The organism is Agromyces albus (assembly GCF_004134825.1).
Lineage (GTDB): Bacteria > Actinomycetota > Actinomycetes > Actinomycetales > Microbacteriaceae > Agromyces > Agromyces albus.
On sequence record NZ_SDPN01000003.1, the window covers coordinates 72018 to 91702 of the forward strand.

The window sequence follows — 19685 nt, forward strand, 5'->3', positions numbered from 1 at the left end:
CCATCCTAGGATTGGCGTATGAGCGCATCAGGCGGCACCAAGGCCATCATCGCGGCATTCCTCGCCAACACCGGCATCGCGATCACGAAGTTCATCGCGTGGGGATTCTCGGGCTCGGCGTCGATGCTCGCCGAGGCCGTGCACTCCGTCGCCGATGCCGGCAACCAGCTGCTGCTCATCTTCGGCGGTCGCCAGGCGAAGAGGGCGGCCGACAAGGAGCACCCGTTCGGCTACGGCCGTGAACGCTACGTGTACGCGTTCGTCGTCGCGATCATCCTCTTCTCCGTCGGTGGCGTGTTCTCGATCTACGAGGGCGTCGACAAGCTGCAGCACCCGCACGAGCTCGATCACTGGTGGCTGCCGCTGCTCGTGCTCTCGATCGCGATCGTGCTCGAGTCGTTCTCGCTCCGCACCGCGGTCAAGGAGTCGAACCACGTGCGCGGCAAGCAGAGCTGGGTGCAGTTCGTGCGTCACGCGAAGGCGCCCGAGCTCCCGGTCGTGCTCCTCGAAGACATCGCGGCGCTCCTGGGCCTCGTCTTCGCGTTCATCGGCGTGGGCCTCACCGTGCTGACCGGCAACCCCTTCTTCGACGCGCTCGGCACGCTGTTCATCGGAACGCTGCTCATCGTCGTCGCGATCGTGCTCGGCATCGAGACGAAGAGCCTTCTCGTGGGCGAGGGTGCCACCGAAGCCGATCACGAGAAGATCGAGCAGGCGATCCTCGCCGGCACCGAGGTGGAGCGCATCATCCACATGAAGACCCTCTACCTCGGCCCCGACGAACTGCTCGTCGCCGCGAAGGTGGGCTTCCACGCCGATCAGCGCCTGCTCGAGGTCGCCACCGCGACGAACGTCATCGAGCAGCGCATCCGGCACGCCGTTCCCGCGGCACGCGTCATCTACGTCGAGCCCGACGTCTACGTCGACCCGAACCTCACGGCGCCGCCGACCGACGCGATCGTCATCAAGGGACTCGAGTAGCGGCCAGCAAGCGTGGCGTCGCGTCAGTGGCGACGCAGCGGATCGTCGAAGAACTCGACGAGCAGCCGCGCCGCGGCATCCGCTTCGACTCCTGGAATCACCTCGACCCGGTGGTTGAGCCTGCGGTCGCGCAGCACGTCGTAGAGCGAGCCGGCGGCGCCGGCCTTCTCGTCCCACGCGCCGAAGACGACGGTCTGGATCCGGGCCGCGAGGATCGCCCCAGCACACATGATGCACGGCTCGAGCGTGACGACGAGCGTGCAGTCCGTGAGGCGCCAGTCGCCGTACGCCTCGGCCGCGGTGCGGAGCGCGAGGAGCTCGGCGTGCGCGGTCGGGTCGCCGAGCAGCTCCCGCTCATTGCGTCGTGAGGCGATCACCACGCCGTCGCCGTTCACGACCACGGCGCCGACCGGCACGTCACGAGTGGCCGGCGCGGCCTCGGCCTCGGCGAGCGCGAGCCGCATCCACTCGCGGTGGATCTCGAGCTCACGCATCGTCGCCGACCGGCTCGAGATACGGGAGCGCCACGGCGACCGCCCGCGGCACGGCGTCGGCCGGCAGTGACTGGCGCCCGTCGAAGAGTGCGAGGAACGCCTGGTGGAAGGCGAAGCCCACGAGCACAGAGGTTGCCGAGTCGAGGTCGGCGTCGACGCGGATGCGACCGCCCTGCTGCTCGCGCGCGAGTTGCGCGACGGCCATGGTAATGGCCCCCTCAGGGCCGTAGCCGCGCGCACGAACCGACTCCCGGTGCTCGGCGAGGAGCTCTGGCGAGCCGAAGATCGACACCGCCATCGGGAACGAGGCCACGAAGAACTCGAACATGCGCTGCACGAGGTCGGCGAGCACGTCGGCCAACGGGGCCGAGGGCCCGGCTCCGTCGGCGCCACCCGTGCCGCCCTTGCCAGCCGGGCCACTCGGCCCGCCGGGAGTCGGCATCCGCTCCATCAGCACGGCGAGGAAGATCTGCTGCTTGTCCTCGAAGTACTTGTAGAGCAGCGCCTCGGAGCACTCGGCCGCACGGGCGATCGCTCGCGTCGTCGTCGCGGCGATGCCGCGCTCGGACATGACCTCGGCGGCGGCATCGAGAATGCGCTCGCGCGTCGACATGGGCCTCCTGTACACCGGACTCCTCGTATCGTAGCATCGGGGTGAGTAAACACTTACTCACCCCAAACTGGAGGCACTATGGAACCGCTCGAGAACCTCAGGCTCGTCTTGCTCGTCACCCACTTCGTGGGCCTCGGCGCAATTGTCGGTGCCTACATCCTGCAGATGCCCTGGCGGGCGGGCTTCGACTTCTCGCCGGTGCTCGTCGGCTCGATCGTGCAACTCGTCACTGGCATCGCGTTGATCGCGGTGAACGAGATCGGCGGCAACGACATCGACACCGGCAAGGCGATCACGAAGCTCTCGATCACCCTCGTCGTGCTCGCCGCGGCCATCACGGGACTCGTGCGCAGCCGAGTGCTGAAGCGAAGCGGCCGAACGGATGCCGCCCTGCGTCCCGTGCTCTGGGGCGCGGGCGTTGCGGCGATCGCCAACATCGTCGTCGCCGTGTTCTGGCGCTAGCTCGCCGGAGCCCGCTCAGTAGACTCGAGCCCATGCGAGTCCACGTTGCCGACCACCCGCTCATCACCCACAAGCTGACGGTGCTCCGCGACGCGAAGACCCCGTCTCCGCAGTTCCGCTCGCTCGTCGAAGAGCTCATGACCCTGCTCGCCTATGAGGGCACGCGAGGCGTGCGCGTCGAGCCGATCGACATCGTGACCCCGGTCGCGCCCACGACCGGCGTTCGCATCGCCGACCCGAAGCCGCTCATCGTCCCGATCCTGCGAGCGGGCCTCGGCATGCTCGAGGGCATGGTGAAGCTCCTGCCGACAGCCGAGGTCGGATTCCTCGGCATGGCCAGGAACGAAGAGACGCTCGAGCCGACCACCTACGCCGAGCGACTGCCCGAAGACCTCTCCGACCGGCAGTGCTTCGTGCTCGACCCCATGCTCGCGACGGGCGGCTCGCTCACGGCCGCCATCCAGTACCTCTTCGAGCGTGGGGCCACAGATGTCACGGCCATCTGCATCCTCGCCGCCCCCGAGGGCCTCGCCGCGGTCGAACAGGCCCTCCACGGCCGCGAGGTCACGATCGTGCTCGGCGCGGTCGACGAGCGCCTGAACGAACTGGGATACATCGTGCCGGGCCTCGGCGACGCGGGCGATCGCCTCTACGGCACGGTCTGAGTTCTGCTAGGCATCCGTCGCCCCGAAGGATCTTCGACAGGCGCCACGCCAGTCGGCAACGCCACCGGGGAAGATTCTATTAATTGGTGATTCCTCGCAGAATCTTGCAGTGGCGACATCCGCTTACCCGGTTCCTCCGAATGGTGGGCGCTGGCGCGCACCGCGTGCGACGTCACAGCCCGTCATGTGCACGTCATGAATTGACACATGCGCGAACATCGGTTTGACTGACGCCCATGACTGACACCGCACGCACCCTGACCGCCCCCGGCGATCTCAGGACTCACGGCATGATGATGCCGATGCGCGCGCCCATGTGTTGTCGAATGTGCCGCTGACCGCGACCCCACCGCCGAGTCCCGCAGCCGATCAGCATCCCGATCGGCCACGACTCCACTGAACCGTCGTATCTCGAGGTTCGCCCGGCCCCACGGCCATTCGCTCCGACCCCCGCTCCGGGGTCTGTTGTTGCACCCTTCACACAAGGATTTCGTCATGTCTCTCGCTTTCGCTCCCGCCCGCACCGCTCCCGCTCCCGTTCGCACTGCTCCGTCGCAGCCCGGCGCACCGCTCCGTTCCGTCTCGATCTCGCCCCGTCCGGCCTCGACGCCCTCGACGGATGCCGCAGCTGAGGCCGTCCGCTCCGACGCGCCGCGCGTTCGCGCCGTGCCCGAGGGCACCGAGGCCCGTGGCTTCGTGCTCTACGTCGGCATCGACGAAACCAAGGCCACGCAAGACGGCACGACGCTGCACCGCATCGTCGAGGCGCTGCGCGCCCTCACCGCCGAAGTCGCCCCCTCGGCTGAGACCTACGCGGCCGTCGCCCTCGCTCCCGAAGGTGCAGGCGGCCGAGACGTCGACGTCGTGCGCCTCGCCCTCCAAGACCCCGCCGCGCTCGCCAAGCAGCGCCGCGACAACAACGACGACGCCGACCGGCACCCGAACGGCGTCATCATCGACATCTCCCGCAAGCGGGTGCTGCTCGACGGCGAGGCCGCGGGTCTGACCTACAAGGAGTTCGAGCTCCTGCAGTTCCTCGTGCTGCGCGAGGGCCGCACGATCGATCGCCAGGAGCTCATCGAGAACCTGTGGGACGCCGACGACGAGGCTCCGAGCGAGCGCACGATCGACGTGCACGTGCGGCGCCTGCGCTCCAAGCTCGCGCACTACCAGGACATCGTGCGCACCGTGCGTGGCATCGGCTACCGCTTCGACCGTCACGCCGACGTCTCGATCCGCCAGGCCTCGACGCCGTCACCCGACCTCTACTGAGGTCGCGGCGGCCGCCGCTATGCGAGCCGGCCACGGTGGAGTGACGCTGTTCCGCCGGAGGGCGCGAATGCGGTGCCTCCGCCGCAAGAGCGCACTCTGGCCGGCGTGAACGGGCCTGGTGTTCAGGCGAGCGGCACGAGTGCCATCAGCACGGTCATCAGGCCCATCGCGGATGCCTCGACCATGCCCACGAGCGCAACGCGACGCCGCACTGAGCGGGCCACCAGCCACACGGTGAAGGCGAGGTAGCCGGCCGCGCCCGCGAGGATCGCGGTCGCGAGGAGACCTCCTGCGGTGTGGCCCGAGTGCGCCGCCGGCGACGATCCGCCGGCGTGCGCCGCCGACGAGATCAGGAGCAGGCCCGCGCCCAGCACGAGCCCGAGCGCACGGTGCGCGTGCATCTGCCGCTCGTGTGCTGGCGGCGCCTCGGTTCCCAGGCGCATCCGGATCCCCGCCGCCGTGACGACGCCGAGCACGAGGAGCACGCCCGCCCACAGGAGCGGCGGGAGCACGGGCCATCCGGCTGCCATGGCGATCATCGCGATCAGCATCGACGCCGCCGGCACGACCGACCGGGCACTGCCGGGGCGGTCGCCGACCGCACAGCAGAGCCCGACCGTGGCGGGGACGAGCGCGGTGAGGTGGAGCACCTCGACCATCCGGGCCGCCTAGTGGCCGGCGTGGTCGTGACCGTGACCGGCGACGCCATGACCCGCGTGCGCGTCGTGACCCGTGTGGTCGTGACCGGCGTGTCCGGCAGGAGCGCAATGCGGCGCGGCATCCGGAGCCGGCACGTTGAGCGCCGGGTTCTTGCCGAAGAATCCGTGCGGCTTCAGCGTGAACTTCGCGTAGTCGACGGGCATGACCGGCCAGTCCTCGGGGCGCGGGAAGTGCGTCGGCCCGAACGTGTGCCACAACACGAGATCTTCGCCGTCGACGGATGCATCGTCGGCGATGTACCTCGTGATGCCATCGCCGCCGGGGTTCTGGTGCACGAAGTCGCCGGCCGCGTACCGTTCGGCAGGGTCGTACCGGGTGACGAAGAGGTGCTTCGTGGCGAACTCGGCCCGCTTGGCGATCGACGATGCGTCGTCGGCGAGCAGCACGGGCGCCTCCTGCGGGTACAGCACGTAGGAGGTCGGCCGGCCCATTCGGTTCACCTTCTCGGTGTTCGAGATGAACCACGCTCGTGAGACCGAGGCATCCGCGACCCGCCCTGAAGCGGCTTCGCTCGTGAGGCGCGTGACCTGCTTGGTGAACGCGTTCCCGTGCTCGTTGCCTGCGCCCATCGGGACCCGCGCGACGTCGACCTCGTCGACGGCGTTCGAGACGCCGTCGACCATCATGTCGAGTCGTGCGCTGAAGAGGTGCTGGTGGTACGGACCGCCGAGGCCGGGCGCCACCTCGCTGGCAAACGGATAGTCGTTGCCGTCGGCATCGAGTCCGGGGTAGGCCGACGTGAAGAGGATGCCGGTGAGCTTCGCCTCGCACTCGATCGTGCCGTCGAGGTAGAGGTACCAGTAGAAGCCGTAGTCGTAGTTGCCGACCGTCGTGAAGAAGCTGATCACGAGGCGGCGCGATCGGCGCACCTCGTTCGAGCCGGTGAACATGTCGGAATGCTTCCAGAGGGTGCCGAAGTCCTCCTCGTGCATGCAGATGCCGTTCTCGATGGTGAACGGGTTGCCGAGCTCGTCGGCGAGCACGGCATCGAAGTAGCGGATCTCACCGACGCAATCGCATCCGAGCGCGAGCGAGTTCGTGAAGCGCCCGAAGAGATACTCCCCCGTGTCGAAGTAGTTCTGCCAGAAGCGCACGGGCGACGGATCGGCGTAGGGCACGAGCATCTCGTTGATCGACGCGCGGTAGATGATCGGGCGCTCTTCGCCGGCATCCGTGAACGACAACTGGCGCAGCACGAGACCCTCGCGGGTGTCGAAGCCGATCTGGAAGCGCCAGTTCGCCCAGCTCACCCACTCGCCGTCGACCGAGTAGCTCGGGCCTTCGGGCTGGGTGATCGAGATCGGCTTCAGCGTCGTGAGCGGCTCGCCCTGCACCGCCGGGTCGTCGAAGTTGCCGCTCTCGGCTGGGATCGGGATGAGGCCGGCATCGATGAGCCGGGTCACCTCGCGGTTCGCGACGTCGACGTACGCGCTCAGGCCGTCGACGGGGTGCGCCCACGGGTGATCGGCCGGGTGGTCCTGCCGGAACGCGAGCACCCGGAGGATGCGACGGCCCTCCTCCTCGGGGTAGTCGTAGTATCCGGCCGAGAGCGGCACGCACACGACGTCGTCTGGAGTGCATCCGCGAAGGGCGAGGGCCTCGACCCAGCGTGGGTCGTCGGCGACGATGGCGCCGATGGCCTCGAACTCCTCGATGAGCACGGGCAACTGGCCGCGCGACCCATCGAGCACGGTCGTCGACACGAGCTCACCCGTGGTGAGCGACACGATGTTGTCGGTCGAGCGACCGGTCGCCATGTCGAGCAGCATCACGCGAACGCGACGCTCGGGCCGCGGCCCGTCGCCGTCCTGCCACGCGAGCACTTCCCGCTTGTGCGGCTCGTCGAGGCCGACGTAGGCGAAGCGGGTGGTCGACGTGAAGTCGGGCAAGGCGGCGACGAGGTCGCGGACTCGCACGAACTCCTCGGCCGAGAGGCTCGAGAGCGGGTGCACGATGCTCGTGACGGTGTCGGTCGGCGTGGCGACTGGATCGAGGATGGTCATGTCGTCGGTTCCTTCGGGGTGGTGTCGGTGTGCGGGTCGAAGTGAGGTTGTGCCGCGCGGGTCATCCGCCGATCGCGTCGGTGATGCGCTCATATGCCTGCGGGTCGCGCGCCCGCAGCACGAGCGCCTGCACGTAGCCGGCGACCGGCACGAGCGCGATGAACGCCAGGAGCGAGAGGCTCAGGACGCCGAACACCGGAATGCCCTCGGCGTCGACGTCGCCGACGAGCATCGGGAAGTACGCGGTGATGATGATCGCCGAGGCGACGAGGCCCGCGAGGCCGAGCGCCGGGGCGATGACCGTGTGCCAGACGCTGGCCGCGCCGCGGTTCTTCCGCGTGAAGTACACGATGACCGCCACGCTCGTGATCGCCATGAGAATCGCGATCGCGAGCGTCGCGACCCCTGAGAACCACGTGAACACCGCGAGCACCGGGTCGAGCCCGAGGAGTGCGAAGGCGCCCGTGAACGCGACGGCCGTGGCGGTCTGCACGATCGACGAGGTGTGCGGCGAGAGGTGGCGGTGGTGCACGTCGCCGAGACGGCGGGGCAGCACGCCGGCGGTCGACATGGAGTGCTGGTAGCGGGTGATGACGTTGTGGAACGAGAGCACGCACGCGAACATGCTCGTGATGAGCAGCACGTTGATGACGACCTCGCCGATCGGGCCGAGGTAGTTCAGTGTCGTGATGATGACCATGGCGCCCGGGTCGGCGGCGGCCGCGTCCACGACGCCGCTCGGCCCCCATGCCATGACGATGCCCCATGACGCGATCGTGTAGAACACGCCGATGCCGATGACCGCGACGTACGTGGCGATCGGGATGGTGCGGCTCGGGTTCTTGGCCTCGTCGCGGAAGATGGCGGTCGCCTCGAACCCGATGAACGCCGCGATCGCGAACATGAGGCCGACGCCCGGGGCGCCAGAGACGATGTTCGCGGGCTCGAACGGTGCGAGCGAGAGGCCCTCGGGCCCACCGGATGCCACGACCGCGACCACGAGCGCGAGCACGATGAGGATCTCGCCGACGAGGAGCACGCCGAGCACCTTCGAGCTCAACTCGATGTGGCGATAGCCGAGGACGCCGACGAGGCCGATGACGGCGAGCGCGTAGAGGTACCACGGCAGGTCGGGCCCGCCGAGACCGGTGAACGTGACCTGGAGCACGTAGCCCATGTAGCCGTACACCGCGACCTGGATCGTCGTGTAGGTGAGGAGCGCGAGGTAAGCGGTCGCGAGGCCCATCGGCCGTCCGAGTCCGTACCCGACGAAGGTGAAGAAGGCGCCTGGCTTCGGCACGTGCTTCGCCATGGTCGCGAGCCCGACGGAGAAGAGCAGCAGCACGACGGCGGAGATGGCGAACATCGCCGGATAGCCGACACCGTTGCCGAGGAGGATGCCGAGCGGCGCTGCGCCGCCCACGACAGTGAGCGGGGATGCTGCGGCGACGACCATGAAGACGATCGCGGTGACGCCGAGGGAACCGGTGAGGGTACGGCCGTTGCTCGGGCGGGCCGCGGCGTCGACGGTTCCGGTGGTTCCGGTGCTGCCTGGGGATTGATTGAGTGCGGTCATGGCGACTCCTCGGGGGACGGGAACGGATGCGGCAAGCCTGCCGAGCACGTGTTGCCCCCGAATGCCTCGCCCGTGAAAAGTCGTGCACGCTCTCTGAGACACCGGGAGCAGCGCCGTCTCACTCGCGGTCACACGAACGAAACGAAACGGATGCCCCGGCCGAAACCTGGCCGACTTAGGATCGCGCTCTGCGACGATCCGGCCGGTCGACCGCGAAGGCGCGGCCGAGCCGGACGCGGAGCCGAACGAGAGGACCCGCCGAATGGATGCGCTCGCCCGCGCCATCGCCCGCCCCGAGCGAATCGAGGGCCTCGCCGAGCGCTCACCGCTCTCGGGTCTGGCGAGGCGAAGCGTCGGCTTCGCTGATGTGCTCGCGCAATCGGTGTCGGCCGTCGCGCCGGCCGGCGCGGCCTTCACGACGCCACTCCTCGTGTCGGCGGTCGCGGGAGCGACGAACCTGCCGGCCCTCGCGGCAGCTCTCGTCATCGCCCTGCTCACCGCGAGCACGATCAACGAGTTCACCCGGCGGATGGCGGCGACCGGCTCGCTCTACACGTTCGTCGCCCGGGGCCTCGGCACCGGGCCGGCATTCGTCGCCGGCGTCGGACTGCTCATCGGCTACGGCTTCATCGCGATGTTCGCGCTCGCGGGCGCCGGATACTACCTGGCGTTGCTCATCACGCGGATCGCCCCGATCGGGCTCGATGCCGTGGCGCTCGGAACGGGCGCGATGGCCGCGCTCGGGCTCGTGTGCCTGCTCGTGCTCGCCCGCGGCATCCGGCTGTCGACTCGGGTCACCCTGTTCGTCGAGGTCACTTCGGTTGCATTGATCGTCGTGCTCATCGTCGCGGTCATCGCGTCGAGCCCCGAAGGCCTCGTCATGCTCGTTCCCGACTCCCGAGCCTTCGACGTCGAGGGATTCGCGGTCGCCGCGACGCTCGCGATCACGGCGTTCGTCGGCTTCGAGAGCTCAGCCGCGCTCGGCGTCGAGGCGAAGCGGCCCTTCGCGAGCATCCCCCGGGCGATCAGCTGGACAGTTCTGCTCTCGGGCCTGCTCTACCTCGGGTCGGCGGCCGCGCAGACCATCGGGTTCGAGGTGACGGGGCTCGACGCGGCGTCGAGCACGTCACCCGCGAACGATCTCGCGGCGGCGTTCGGTGTTCCGTGGGCGGGATTCCTGCTCGACGTGAGCATCGCCGCCTCTCTCTTCGCGTGCGCGGTCGCGTCGTCGACGGCGCTCGTGCGGGTGCTGTTCTCGATGGGTCGCGAAGGGCTGCTGCCCCAAGTGTTCGGCACTGCACACTCCCGGTTCCGCACGCCGTTCGTCGCGAGTGCGATCGCGCTGCCGGTCGTCACGACCGTGCCGGTCGTGCTCGTGCTCGTGATCGGCGACATCTGGGCGGCGATGACCGTGCTCATCATCTTCGCCGCGGCCGGGTACATCCTCGCTTACGTGCTCGCGTGCATCGCGGCCCCGGTGTTCCTGCATCGCATCGGCGAGTCGAGCGCGTGGGCGACGGCGAAGGCCGCGATCGCGGCGAGCGCGCTCACCGGAGTCGTGGCGGTCTACCTCATCGAGGAGACCCGCGGCGATCGGGCGATCGGGGTCTGGGGGTTCATCGCGCTGCTCGCGGCGGGTATCGCCGTGTACTGGCTGCGGATGCTGCGGCGCCCGTGGCTGCGGCATGCGATCGGCGTCTACGACCATGCGGTCGCAGGCGACGTGCTCGGCGGCATCCCCGACGCGGAGTGGGTCGACGACTCGGGCGCGGGCGGACGACGTGGCGGATGAACTCGCGGCCCACGGCGTGCACGCCCGCCAGCCGAAGGCGATCCACAGCGCGTTCACCGTGCTGGAGGAGGTCGCGCGGTGCGGCGCCGGCGTGACGGCGCGCGAGGTGTCGGCGAACCTCGGCATGCCGCGCGCCACTGCGTATCGACTCCTCAACCTGCTCGTGCAGGAGGAGTACCTCGTGCGGCTCGGCGATCTCTCGGGATTCGCGCTGGGACGCAAGGTGGCCGAGCTCGCACACCTCGTCACACCGGCGCGTCCGCCGCAGGCGGTGCGGAGCATCGTCGCCGGCGTTCGCACGCACGTGCGTGGCGGCGTGCATCTCGCTGGATACTCCGGAACGACGCTGCGCATACTCGACGAGGACCCCGACTATCGCCTGGCGGATGCCGCGCGGCTGACGCGCGACCTCGGCGTCTCGGCGATCGGCCGGCTCTTGCTCGCCGACCTCGACCGGCAGGGCGTGCGGTCGGGCCTCCTGAGCTCAGGACTCGTCGCCGAAACGCTCCATCGGGGCTTCGCGGTGCAGACCGGTGCGTTCGATCCGGCTCGCGGATGCCTCGCCCTGCCGATCCGCGACCTCGAGGGCCGCCTCGTGGCAGCGCTCAGCCTGTCGACCACGACGGACCGCATCGAACGCCCCGGGCGACTCCTCGGCGTGCTCCGCGAGGGGGCGAGCCGGCTCGGGCCGTTGCTCTCCTAGCGAGCTGCCGCTCAGCGATCGCGTCGGCGGTCAGCGACGTCCGAAGCCGCGGGTGCGGGTTCCGACGCGGCATCCGTCGCGGTTGCGGCATCCGTCGCCGTCGCCGCATCCGCCGCCGTGGTCGCCGCCCAGCTCGCGAGGAGCTTGAGTCGTTCCTCACTCGGTGACGCGGGCTCGGCGGTATAGGCGAACATCGTCAGGCCGGGGTCGGCGGGCAGCACCATCGCCTCGTACGAGAGCTCGAGGTCGCCGACCACCGGGTGGTGGAGCCGCTTCACGCCCGTGCGGTGGAACCGCACGTTGTGGTTCGCCCACTTGGTGCGGAAGGCCTCGCTGCGGGACGAGAGCTCGCCGATGAGCTCCATGAGGCTGCGGTCGTTCGGGTTGCGGCCCACGCTGCTGCGGAGGATCGCGACGAGGTCGTTCGCCCCGCGCTCCCAGTCGACGTAGAAGTCCTTCGATCGCGGGTTGAGGAAGACGAAGCGAGCGTTGTTCGGCGGCTGCGCCGGCTCGGCGAACAGCTCGGAGTACAGCGCGCGACCGAGGTCGTTCGCCGCGAGGAGGTCCATGCGGTCGTTGCGGATCCACGCCGGCGCGCCGACCCACGCGTCGAGGAGTCGCTGCACACTCGGCCGCACGTGCTGTTGCGGCAGGTTCGAGCGGCGTCTCGGCGTGAGCGTCGCACGAGCAGCTCGGGCGAGGTCGAACAGGTGCGCGATTTCGGCCTCATCGAGCCGCAGTGCGCGAGCGATCGCGTCGAGCACTTCGTCGGAGACGCCGTTGACGTTGCCGCGCTCGAGGCGGGCGTAGTAGTCGACGCTCACCCCGGCGATCATCGCGACCTCCTCACGACGGAGGCCGGGCACGCGCCGGTTGCCACCGTACGCGGCCAGGTTCGCCTGCTCGGGGGTGATCCTGGCCCGCCGCGAGCGCAGGAAGTCTCGGATCTCCTCGCGATGGTCCATGCGTCAACCGTACGGCGGTCTGCTGCAGAGAGGGAGGCACTGGTGGTACACGGATAGACCGTCGTTCCCGCTCGTCGCGAAGTCAGGCGACGCGAACCGCGATCTCCGGGTAGTCGAGCACGAGGCCCGACTCGTCGAAGACGAGCACGCACTCGAAGTCGAACGCCGGCGATCGGTAGTCGTATCGCTCGCCGGCGCGCGTCGAGCGTGGCTCGCGCGACCCGGCATCAGCGTCGGTCTCGGCATCGGCATCGGCATCGGCGATGCGGCGGTATCCCTGTTCCAGCCGCTCGACGCTGAGATCGAACATGCGCACATAGACGGCCGGAGCATCGGCCCGCTCACCGACATCGAGCCGCATCCGGTGCACCGGGAGGGTGTTGGTCATGGCCGACGACTCCAGGTCGACGTCGAGGCATCCGTCGAGCCATGGGGCCGGTTCGCCGTCGATGCGCCAGTGTCCATGGCCTTCCGATTCGAGGAGAACTCGTCGGGCGCCGGACTCCGATTGCAGCGCCACCTTCGCGCGCCTCGTCGCCCAGTCGGCGTCGACGATGATGTCGTAGGTCACCACGGCGGTCGCCCCCTCCTCGACCGCCGTCGTGCAGCCGATGAACCGCGATCGGGATCCATCGGCTTGGAAATAGGCGACCTCGAAGCCGTCGCGGGCGAGCTCATGCCGCCACGCCGCAGTCGACGGGAGTGGTGCGAAGACCATGGGCAGCAGTATCGCAGGCGACGCGACGCGTCCACGACGGGCATCCGTGCCCGAACAACCGCGATTCCGAGCGGCCTTCGGAGCGTCGCCCCCGCCCTACGCCTCGGCGCCGTCGCGTATCGCCGCGAGCGTCGCGCGCATCATGGGCGACATCGTCGACTCGAGGAACCATTCGACGGCCGGCCGCAGGAACTCGGCCGTCGGCAGGAAGGTGTACTCCCAGGTGAGGCGGGTGCCGCGGCCCTCGCCCGCATACCTGAACTCCGCGATCCCGTGCTGAACGGCGAACCGCTGCGGGCTCGTGAAACCCCAGATCATATAGCGGAACCGCTCGGGCGAGTCGACGAGCACTTCCTCGGCGAGGGAGTTGCCGTCGGCGAACTCGACCCGACGACGATCGCCTTCGCGTTCGCCCGGACGCCACTCGCCGGTGATCGGCACGGTGCCGACGACGGCGGGGAAGTTCTCGAACCTCACGAGGTCTTCGAGACGCAGGTCGGGGTCGTTGCTCCACTCCCAGACCCGCTCCGGTGCCGCGTCGATGAACACCGAGTGGGTGACGCTGGAGTACCCGTCGTCCGCTTCGTCCGGCCGGGCATCGGCATACGCCGGCGGGGTTGCGGGAGGCGCGAGCAGGCGCCAGACGATGACGCCGAGCGCGGCGGTGGCCCCGGCGACGATGACGAGAGCGCGTACTCGGCGGCCGCGCGACAGGGTGGATGACGTGGCCATTACGGTCTCCAATCCGTAGGTGGTGAGGTTGACAGCGTCAACCTCACCATGGCTCGGTTGACGCTGTCAACCCCGGGGGTAGTATTCCGAGGGTGAGCTCCACCACGCGCGAGTCGCTCCTCGCCGCTGCCACCGCACTGCTCGACGCGGGCGGCCCCGAAGGCGTGACGTTGCGCGAGGTCGGTCGGCGAGCCGGCGTGTCGCACAACGCGCCCTACAAGCATTTCGCCGACAAACAGGCCCTGCTGGCCGCAGTGGCGGCCCGCGAGCTCGCCGACTACGCGGCCCTGCTCGCGGTCGAGGGAGACCTCGCGGCCACGATGCGGGCCTATATCGGCCGAGCGTTGCGACATCCCGACCGCTTTCGCCTCGTGTACGGGCCATGGACCGTCGACTCGATCGAGCTCGCCCGCAGCGCTGAGGAGGCTTGGGCAGCCCTCCTCGTGGCGGTCGGCGCGGCCCAGGAGTCCGGCGAGCTGCCCGCCGGATCCCCCCACCGGTTGGCGAACCTCATCCGCTCGGTCGCGCACGGGGCGATCGACCTTGCGCTGGCCGGGCACCTCGCGAAGGGCGACGAGCCCACGACGCCCGAGCAGGTTGTCGACGACTTCGTCGCGCTGTTGCACGCGGGGTGAAAACGCGATGAAGCAGCCAGATCCTGTGGGATTCAGCCAACCGATCGACGCTCGGGTAACCGATTTCCGCCAATTTCGAAAAATCACAGAATGATAACTAGCGCCCGTTATCGATCCGTTATATATTCGGAAGTGCACCGACTGTTTGCTGTGGCGGTCGGTGCGGAATGTGATTGCAGGACACTCTTGGTGCAAGGGAGAGGGCCGGTCGTCAGCCTCTACGACCGGCCCTCAACCGATTTCTCCTGCGGTTCCCTATTCTTGGATCAGTCCAATCGATAAGGGGGCCCGAATGGCGGATCGAGCGATCACCGTTGCAGCTTGGGAGTCGCTGTTCCGCGCCCAGGTCACTGTCATGCGCGCGCTCGCGGCCGAGTTCCCGAGCGAGGTGCTCTCGCTCAACGAATACGACGTGCTCTTCAACATCTCGAGGGCGCCCGGCCGTCGGCTCCGGCTGAAGGAACTGAACCGCAGCGTGCTCATCACCCAGCCGAGCGTGAGCCGGCTCGTCGACCGCCTCACCGCGCGCGGCCTGATCGCGAAGTCGCACGATCCTGAAGACGGCCGCGGCACCATCGTGGCCCTCACGACCGAGGGCTTCGACCTGTTCCGCAGGGTCGCGATCACGCACATGCAGACCATCAACCGGCACGTCGGCCACGCACTCGACGACGAGGAGCTCCGCAACCTCACGGAACTGTGCGACCGGCTCCGACGCAGTGTCGCGCCGGCCGCAGCCCGCGAGTGACACTCGAGCTCAGAGGGAACCGCCACCGGCGCGGATGACGTCGCGCACGAGCGTCTTCACCTGCAAGTGGTGCTCATAGACGAGCGCCTTCGCGCGCTTCCGGTCTCGTTCGCGCAGTGCAGCCGTGAGCGCGGTGTGATGCTGCACGTCGAACAGGTTCCACCAGTCGAGGTCGGCGATCGAGGCACGCCACAACTTGGAGATCCCCAACCGAAGGTACGCCTCGGTGAGCGGCTGCGAGTGGGCGAGGCCGACGAGGTGCGTGTGGTAGTCGTGGCTGGTGGCCAGGAAGCGCGCGAGGTCGGGCAGTGGCTCCTTCACGATGCTCGCCAGCTGTCGGGCGAAGTCCTCGAGCACTGCGAGCTCGGCGAGCGCGATCTCGTCGATGCGGGAGTCGATCACCCCGATCTCGATCGCGGTTCGTGCGTCGAACAACCCGTCTGCCAGCTCCACGGTGAGCGGCGAGGCTCGATAGGTGCCCCACTCGTCGCGGATGACCAGGGACTCCGCGTGCAGCCGCACCAGGGCGTGCTCGAGGCAGCGAGTCTCGACGTCCAGCTCCTCGCCGATGGCGTGCAGGTCGATCGCCTCGACGGTGCGCCCTGCGCGCGCGAGCACGAGGTCGCGCAGCCCCTCGTATGCCGCTCGGTCCTGCGCCCGTTCGAACGCGCCGTAGCGTGCTGCTTGCTCCTGCTCCTGCTCCATCGCGTGCCCCCTCGCCGTCATCCGGTCACACGATGCCGTCGCGCCGCAACGCGCTGATCCGGTCGGATGACAAGCCGACCACGTTCTCCAGCACGTCGTCGGTGTCGGCGCCGAGGGCGTGTCCGGCCCAGCGCACCGAGCCGGGCGTTCCCGACAGCATCGGGAAGGCGTTCTGCATGGTGACAGGGCCGTATCCGTCGGTCGGCACCTCGACGAGGGAGCCGCGTGCACGCATGTGCGGGTCATCCACCATGTCGCTCGGCTGGTAGAGCAATCCCGACGGCACCGAGGCCTCGCGCAGGGTCTCGAGCAGCTGCGCCGAGGGGATACCGCGGCTCCAGTCGGCGATGATCCGGTCCAGCTCCTCCTGCCGTTCTCCCCGCGCCCGGTGATCGCGGAACCGATCGTCGGTCGCCAGCTCGGGGCATCCCATCGCTTCGCACAGGCGGCCGAACACGGTGTCCTGGTTCGCCGCGATGATGACCTCGCCGTCGGCCGTCGGGTAGACGTTGCTGGGTGCGATGCCGGGCAGAATGGGCCCGCTGCGTTCGCGGATGCGTCCGAGCGCCGACCAGTCGGCCACCAGCGACTCGGTGATGCCGAGCACCGACTCGTAGATACTGGCGTCCACCACTTGGCCCAGTCCGCTCGAGTGGCGCGCCTCCAGGGCGGCCACGGCACCGAGCGCGGCGAACATCCCGGCGAGCGAGTCGCCGAGGCTCACGCCGATCCGCACGGGCGGGCGGTCGGGGTATCCGACCAGTGATCGCAGCCCGCCCATCGCCTCCCCCACGGCCGCATAACCCGGCAAGCCGGCGAACGGACCCGTCTGCCCGTAGCCGCTGACCCGCACGAGGATGAGCCCGGGGTTGACCTCGTGCAGCCGCTCCCAGCCGAGACCCCACTTCTCGAGCGTTCCCGGGCGGAAGTTCTCGATCAGGATGTCGGCCTCAGCCGCCAGCAGCGACGCCAGCCGCTGCCCTTCGGCCACACGCAGGTCGATGGTCACCGAGCGCTTGTTGCGGCCGGCGACCTGCCACCACACGCTTCCGCCCGCGGCGTCGCCCGGGCCCCACTGGCGCAGCACGTCGCCGGTGCCCGGCGCCTCGACCTTGATCACGTCGGCACCGAGGTCGCCGAGGAGCTGCCCGCAGAACGGCCCGGCGATCACCTGGCCCAGCTCGATCACTCGGATGCCGGCGAGCGGCCCGGTGGCGGTCGGCATGCTCATCCCAGCACGAACGGGTCGCGAGTCGCTCCGCTGAGCTCGACCCAGACCGCCTTCGTCTCGGTGTAGTCGGCGATCGCCGCCGCACCGTTCTCCCGGCCCCAGCCGCTGAGCCCGACCCCGCCGAACGGCACCTGCGGCGCCACCACACGATAGGCGTTGATCCAGACAGTGCCGCACCGCAGTGCGGCGGCCACGCGGTGCGCCCGTCGGATGTCGCTCGTCCACACCGAGCCCGCGAGACCGAATTCGGTGCCGTTCGCGATGGCGACGGCCTCGTCTTCGTCGTCGAAGGCCGTGATCGCCACGACCGGGCCGAAGATCTCCTGCGACACCGATCGCATCTGCAGCGTGGCATCCGTGAGCACGGTCGGCTGAACGAAGAGACCCCCGAGTTGCGGGTCGGCTCGCCCGCCGTACGCCACGGTGGCACCATCCTCCACCGCCCACGCGAAGTGCTGGGTCACGGTGTCGTACTGGCGCTGGTTGGCCACGGGACCCATCTCGGTCTCGGCGAGCATGGGGTCGCCGAGTCGGATGCGTCGGGCGCGATCCACCACTTTCGCCGTGAGTTCCTCGGCGACGTCCGCGTGCACGAGCACGCGGGACCCGGCCATGCAGGTCTGCCCAGTGGCCGCGAACACGCCGCCCACGATGCCGTTGGCCGCCGCATCGAGGTCGGCATCGGCGAAGACCAGCTGGGCGGACTTGCCGCCGAGCTCGAGGCTCGACCGGGTGAGGTTGTCAGCCGCGGCGTGGGCGATCAGCCGGCCCACCTCGGTCGATCCCGTGAACGCGACCCGATCGACTCCGGGATGCGACGAGAGCGCCTTGCCGGTCTCGGGGCCCCAGCCCGTCACCACGTTCACCACCCCGGGCGGGAACCCGGCCTCGTCCACGAGGCGGGCGAGGGCGATGGTCGAGACCGGGGTGTGGTCGCTCGGCTTGATCACCATGGTGCAGCCGGCTGCGAGGGCGGGCGCGAGCTTCCAGGTGAGCAGCATGAGCGGCGAGTTCCAGGGAGTGATGGCCGCCACCACGCCGACCGGCTCGTGGCGTGTGTAGACGTGGAAGTTCGGCTTGTCGGTGGCGATCACGTCGCCGGTGAGCTTGTCGGCGAGGCCTCCGAAGTACGCATACCAATCGGGCAGGCTCGCCATCTGCCCGAGCATCTCCCGCAGGAGCTTGCCGTTGTCGCGCGTCTCCAGCTCGGCGAGATAGGCGGAGTCCCGGGCGATGAGCTCGCCGAGGCGGCGCAGCAGCACGCCACGACGAGTGGGAGTGAGCATGCCCCACTCCCCCTGCAGCGCCAGTCTCGCGGCGGCGACCGCCGCATCCACGTCCTCTGCGTTCCCGTCGGGTACCTCGGCCCACGCCTCGCCCGTGAAGGGGTTGAGCGAGAGATACGTGCGACCCGATGCCGAGGCGCGATCCTCTCCGCCGACGTGCATCGGAAAGTAGGTGGGAGTGGTGCTGTGAGACATCGTCGTCCTCGGCTCGTCGGTCGATGGTCAACAGGCAGTCTCGCCGAGCACGTCGCGCTCCGCTATCCGCACCGCGCCGTCCCGCGTCCTGCGAACGCCGCCTCCTGCCGTGCGTCGCGAATCGGCTCGACGGGGCGGGCACTTGCTGCTGTGCTGGTCTGCACAGGAGGAATCATGAGCGCAACGATCGAGATCGTCGAGGTGAGCCCTCGCGACGGGCTCCAGAACGAGCACGTCATCCTGCCGACCGAGGCGAAGCTCGAGCTGATCCGGCAGGTGGCGGATGCCGGGGCGCGCCGCATCGAGGCCGTCTCGTTCGCGCGCGCCGACCTCGTTCCGGCGATGGCGGACGCCGAGGACGTGATGGCCGGCGTGGATCGGACCCGGGGCATCTCGTACGCGGGCCTCGTGCTCAACCGCCGCGGACTCGACCGGGCCATCGCCGCCGCGGTCGATGAGATCAACGTCGTGGTCTGCGCGAGCGACACGTTCAACCGTCGCAATCAGAACGCCTCCACCGAGGAGAGCCTGGCGGCAGCGCTGGACGTCGTGACGGGCGCCCGCGCGCACGGCATCTTCGCGACCGTCACGATCGCCACGGCCTTCGGATGCCCGTTCGAGGGCGAGGTGCCCCTCGAGCGCGTTCTCGACCTGGCGGTACGCGCCGCGGAAGGCGGAGCCCAGGAGGTCTGCCTCGCCGACACCATCGGCGTCGGAGTGCCGACGCAGGTGCGAGCACTGACCGACGGCTTCCGAGCCCGGTCGGCCGCGCCGTTGCGGTTCCACTTCCACAACACGCGCAACACCGGTATCGCCAACGCGCTCGCCGCGATCGATCTCGGCGTGACCACCCTCGACGCGAGCGCCGGTGGCATCGGCGGCTGCCCGTTCGCTCCCAACGCGACGGGGAACATCGCGACGGAGGACCTGCTGTACGCCATCGAGCGGATGGGCATGTCCTCTGGGTGGAACTTGGCGACGCTGCTGCCGACCGCTGACTTCCTCGGTGCACAGCTCGGCCATCCCGTGCCCGCCATGGTGTCCAAGGCGGGGGTCTTCCCGAACTCGTGACGCGCGGCAGCCGATCCCGACATCCCCCTGTCCGGCGCGCGTCGACCGCTATCCGAATCCGGCACGATCGCGACGGAACGCGGCCAAGCCGGTCGAAAACACTATGCCCCGACGATCG

Annotated in this window: 20 protein-coding genes; 9 read left to right on the top strand and 11 right to left on the bottom strand. The window is 69.2% G+C overall.

Translation table 11 applies throughout. The annotated features are described in order from the left end of the window. Positions 1–18: 18 nt before the first annotated feature. Positions 19–981 (top strand): cation diffusion facilitator family transporter, encoded by a 963-nt coding sequence (locus ESP51_RS02645; protein ID WP_129519340.1) that lies wholly within the window; start codon positions 19–21, stop codon positions 979–981. Positions 982–1004: 23 nt separating this feature from the next. Here ESP51_RS02645 and tadA read toward each other — a convergent pair whose 3' ends face one another. Continuing rightward, positions 1005–1475 carry a tRNA adenosine(34) deaminase TadA gene (tadA, locus tag ESP51_RS02650; protein ID WP_241842936.1) on the bottom strand — a complete coding sequence of 157 codons (471 nt, stop codon included), beginning with the start codon at positions 1473–1475 and terminating at the stop codon, positions 1005–1007. Continuing rightward, complete coding sequence (locus ESP51_RS02655; RefSeq protein WP_129519341.1) at positions 1468–2088, bottom strand: TetR/AcrR family transcriptional regulator; 621 nt, start codon at positions 2086–2088, stop codon at positions 1468–1470. Before ESP51_RS02655 ends, tadA begins: the two co-directional genes overlap by 8 nt. Positions 2089–2166: 78 nt before the next feature. Between ESP51_RS02655 and ESP51_RS02660 the strand changes: the two genes are divergently transcribed. From ESP51_RS02660 to ESP51_RS02670, 3 genes are all read left to right on the top strand, one after another. After that, on the top strand, positions 2167–2550 hold the full coding sequence (locus ESP51_RS02660; RefSeq protein WP_129519342.1) for a hypothetical protein: 384 nt from the start codon (positions 2167–2169) through the stop codon (positions 2548–2550). 32 nt (positions 2551–2582) lie between these two features. After that, positions 2583–3215 (top strand): uracil phosphoribosyltransferase, encoded by a 633-nt coding sequence (gene upp / locus ESP51_RS02665; RefSeq protein ID WP_129519343.1) that lies wholly within the window; start codon positions 2583–2585, stop codon positions 3213–3215. A gap of 495 nt (positions 3216–3710) precedes the next feature. Beyond that, complete coding sequence (locus ESP51_RS02670) at positions 3711–4487, top strand: winged helix-turn-helix domain-containing protein (RefSeq protein ID WP_129519344.1); 777 nt, start codon at positions 3711–3713, stop codon at positions 4485–4487. 122 nt (positions 4488–4609) lie between these two features. Here ESP51_RS02670 and ESP51_RS02675 read toward each other — a convergent pair whose 3' ends face one another. The 3 genes from ESP51_RS02675 to ESP51_RS02685 all read right to left on the bottom strand — a co-directional run bounded on the left by ESP51_RS02675 (position 4610) and on the right by ESP51_RS02685 (position 8786). Beyond that, the gene (locus ESP51_RS02675; RefSeq protein WP_129519345.1) at positions 4610–5146 is read right to left on the bottom strand and encodes a hypothetical protein; all 537 of its coding nucleotides are present in this window, start codon (positions 5144–5146) and stop codon (positions 4610–4612) included. 9 nt (positions 5147–5155) lie between these two features. Continuing rightward, complete coding sequence (locus ESP51_RS02680; RefSeq protein ID WP_129519346.1) at positions 5156–7210, bottom strand: primary-amine oxidase; 2055 nt, start codon at positions 7208–7210, stop codon at positions 5156–5158. A gap of 61 nt (positions 7211–7271) precedes the next feature. Beyond that, a complete protein-coding gene (locus ESP51_RS02685) occupies positions 7272–8786 on the bottom strand; it encodes an APC family permease (RefSeq protein ID WP_129519347.1) in 1515 nt (504 codons plus the stop codon). Positions 8787–9048: 262 nt separating this feature from the next. On the opposite strand from ESP51_RS02685, the gene ESP51_RS02690 reads away from it, so the two are divergent. Together ESP51_RS02690 and ESP51_RS02695 are read left to right on the top strand one after the other, a co-directional pair. Next, positions 9049–10578, top strand: a complete 1530-nt coding sequence (locus ESP51_RS02690; RefSeq protein ID WP_129519348.1) for an APC family permease — start codon at positions 9049–9051, stop codon at positions 10576–10578. Then, on the top strand, positions 10568–11281 hold the full coding sequence (locus tag ESP51_RS02695) for an IclR family transcriptional regulator (RefSeq protein ID WP_241842937.1): 714 nt from the start codon (positions 10568–10570) through the stop codon (positions 11279–11281). The genes ESP51_RS02690 and ESP51_RS02695 overlap by 11 nt, the downstream gene beginning before the upstream one ends. An 11-nt stretch (positions 11282–11292) precedes the next feature. Here ESP51_RS02695 and ESP51_RS02700 read toward each other — a convergent pair whose 3' ends face one another. The 3 genes from ESP51_RS02700 to ESP51_RS02710 form a co-directional block, all read right to left on the bottom strand. After that, the gene (locus ESP51_RS02700) at positions 11293–12246 is read right to left on the bottom strand and encodes a helix-turn-helix domain-containing protein (protein ID WP_129519350.1); all 954 of its coding nucleotides are present in this window, start codon (positions 12244–12246) and stop codon (positions 11293–11295) included. Positions 12247–12328: 82 nt separating this feature from the next. After that, positions 12329–12964: a putative glycolipid-binding domain-containing protein gene (locus tag ESP51_RS02705; protein ID WP_129519351.1), complete on the bottom strand. Its 636-nt coding sequence runs from the start codon at positions 12962–12964 to the stop codon at positions 12329–12331. A gap of 96 nt (positions 12965–13060) precedes the next feature. After that, positions 13061–13696, bottom strand: a complete 636-nt coding sequence (locus ESP51_RS02710; RefSeq protein WP_129519352.1) for an SRPBCC family protein — start codon at positions 13694–13696, stop codon at positions 13061–13063. A 92-nt stretch (positions 13697–13788) separates the two neighbouring features. Between ESP51_RS02710 and ESP51_RS02715 the strand changes: the two genes are divergently transcribed. Continuing rightward, positions 13789–14331 (top strand): TetR/AcrR family transcriptional regulator, encoded by a 543-nt coding sequence (locus ESP51_RS02715; protein ID WP_129519353.1) that lies wholly within the window; start codon positions 13789–13791, stop codon positions 14329–14331. Between the two features lie 292 nt (positions 14332–14623). Further along, complete coding sequence (locus ESP51_RS02720; protein WP_129519354.1) at positions 14624–15079, top strand: MarR family winged helix-turn-helix transcriptional regulator; 456 nt, start codon at positions 14624–14626, stop codon at positions 15077–15079. A 9-nt stretch (positions 15080–15088) separates the two neighbouring features. Here the strand turns inward: ESP51_RS02720 and ESP51_RS02725 are convergent, their stop codons facing one another. From ESP51_RS02725 to ESP51_RS02735, 3 genes are read right to left on the bottom strand one after another with little or no spacing between them, the layout of a single operon-like run. Beyond that, on the bottom strand, positions 15089–15784 hold the full coding sequence (locus ESP51_RS02725) for an FCD domain-containing protein (RefSeq protein WP_164990365.1): 696 nt from the start codon (positions 15782–15784) through the stop codon (positions 15089–15091). Positions 15785–15809: 25 nt separating this feature from the next. Then, positions 15810–17009, bottom strand: coding sequence for a CaiB/BaiF CoA transferase family protein (locus ESP51_RS02730; protein ID WP_241842938.1), 1200 nt, complete (start codon positions 17007–17009; stop codon positions 15810–15812). Positions 17010–17011: 2 nt separating this feature from the next. Beyond that, complete coding sequence (locus tag ESP51_RS02735) at positions 17012–18496, bottom strand: aldehyde dehydrogenase (RefSeq protein ID WP_129519357.1); 1485 nt, start codon at positions 18494–18496, stop codon at positions 17012–17014. A gap of 174 nt (positions 18497–18670) precedes the next feature. Here ESP51_RS02735 and ESP51_RS02740 point away from each other — a divergent pair, with 174 nt between their 5' ends. Next, on the top strand, positions 18671–19567 hold the full coding sequence (locus ESP51_RS02740) for a hydroxymethylglutaryl-CoA lyase (protein ID WP_129519358.1): 897 nt from the start codon (positions 18671–18673) through the stop codon (positions 19565–19567). The last annotated feature ends 118 nt before the right edge of the window (positions 19568–19685 follow it).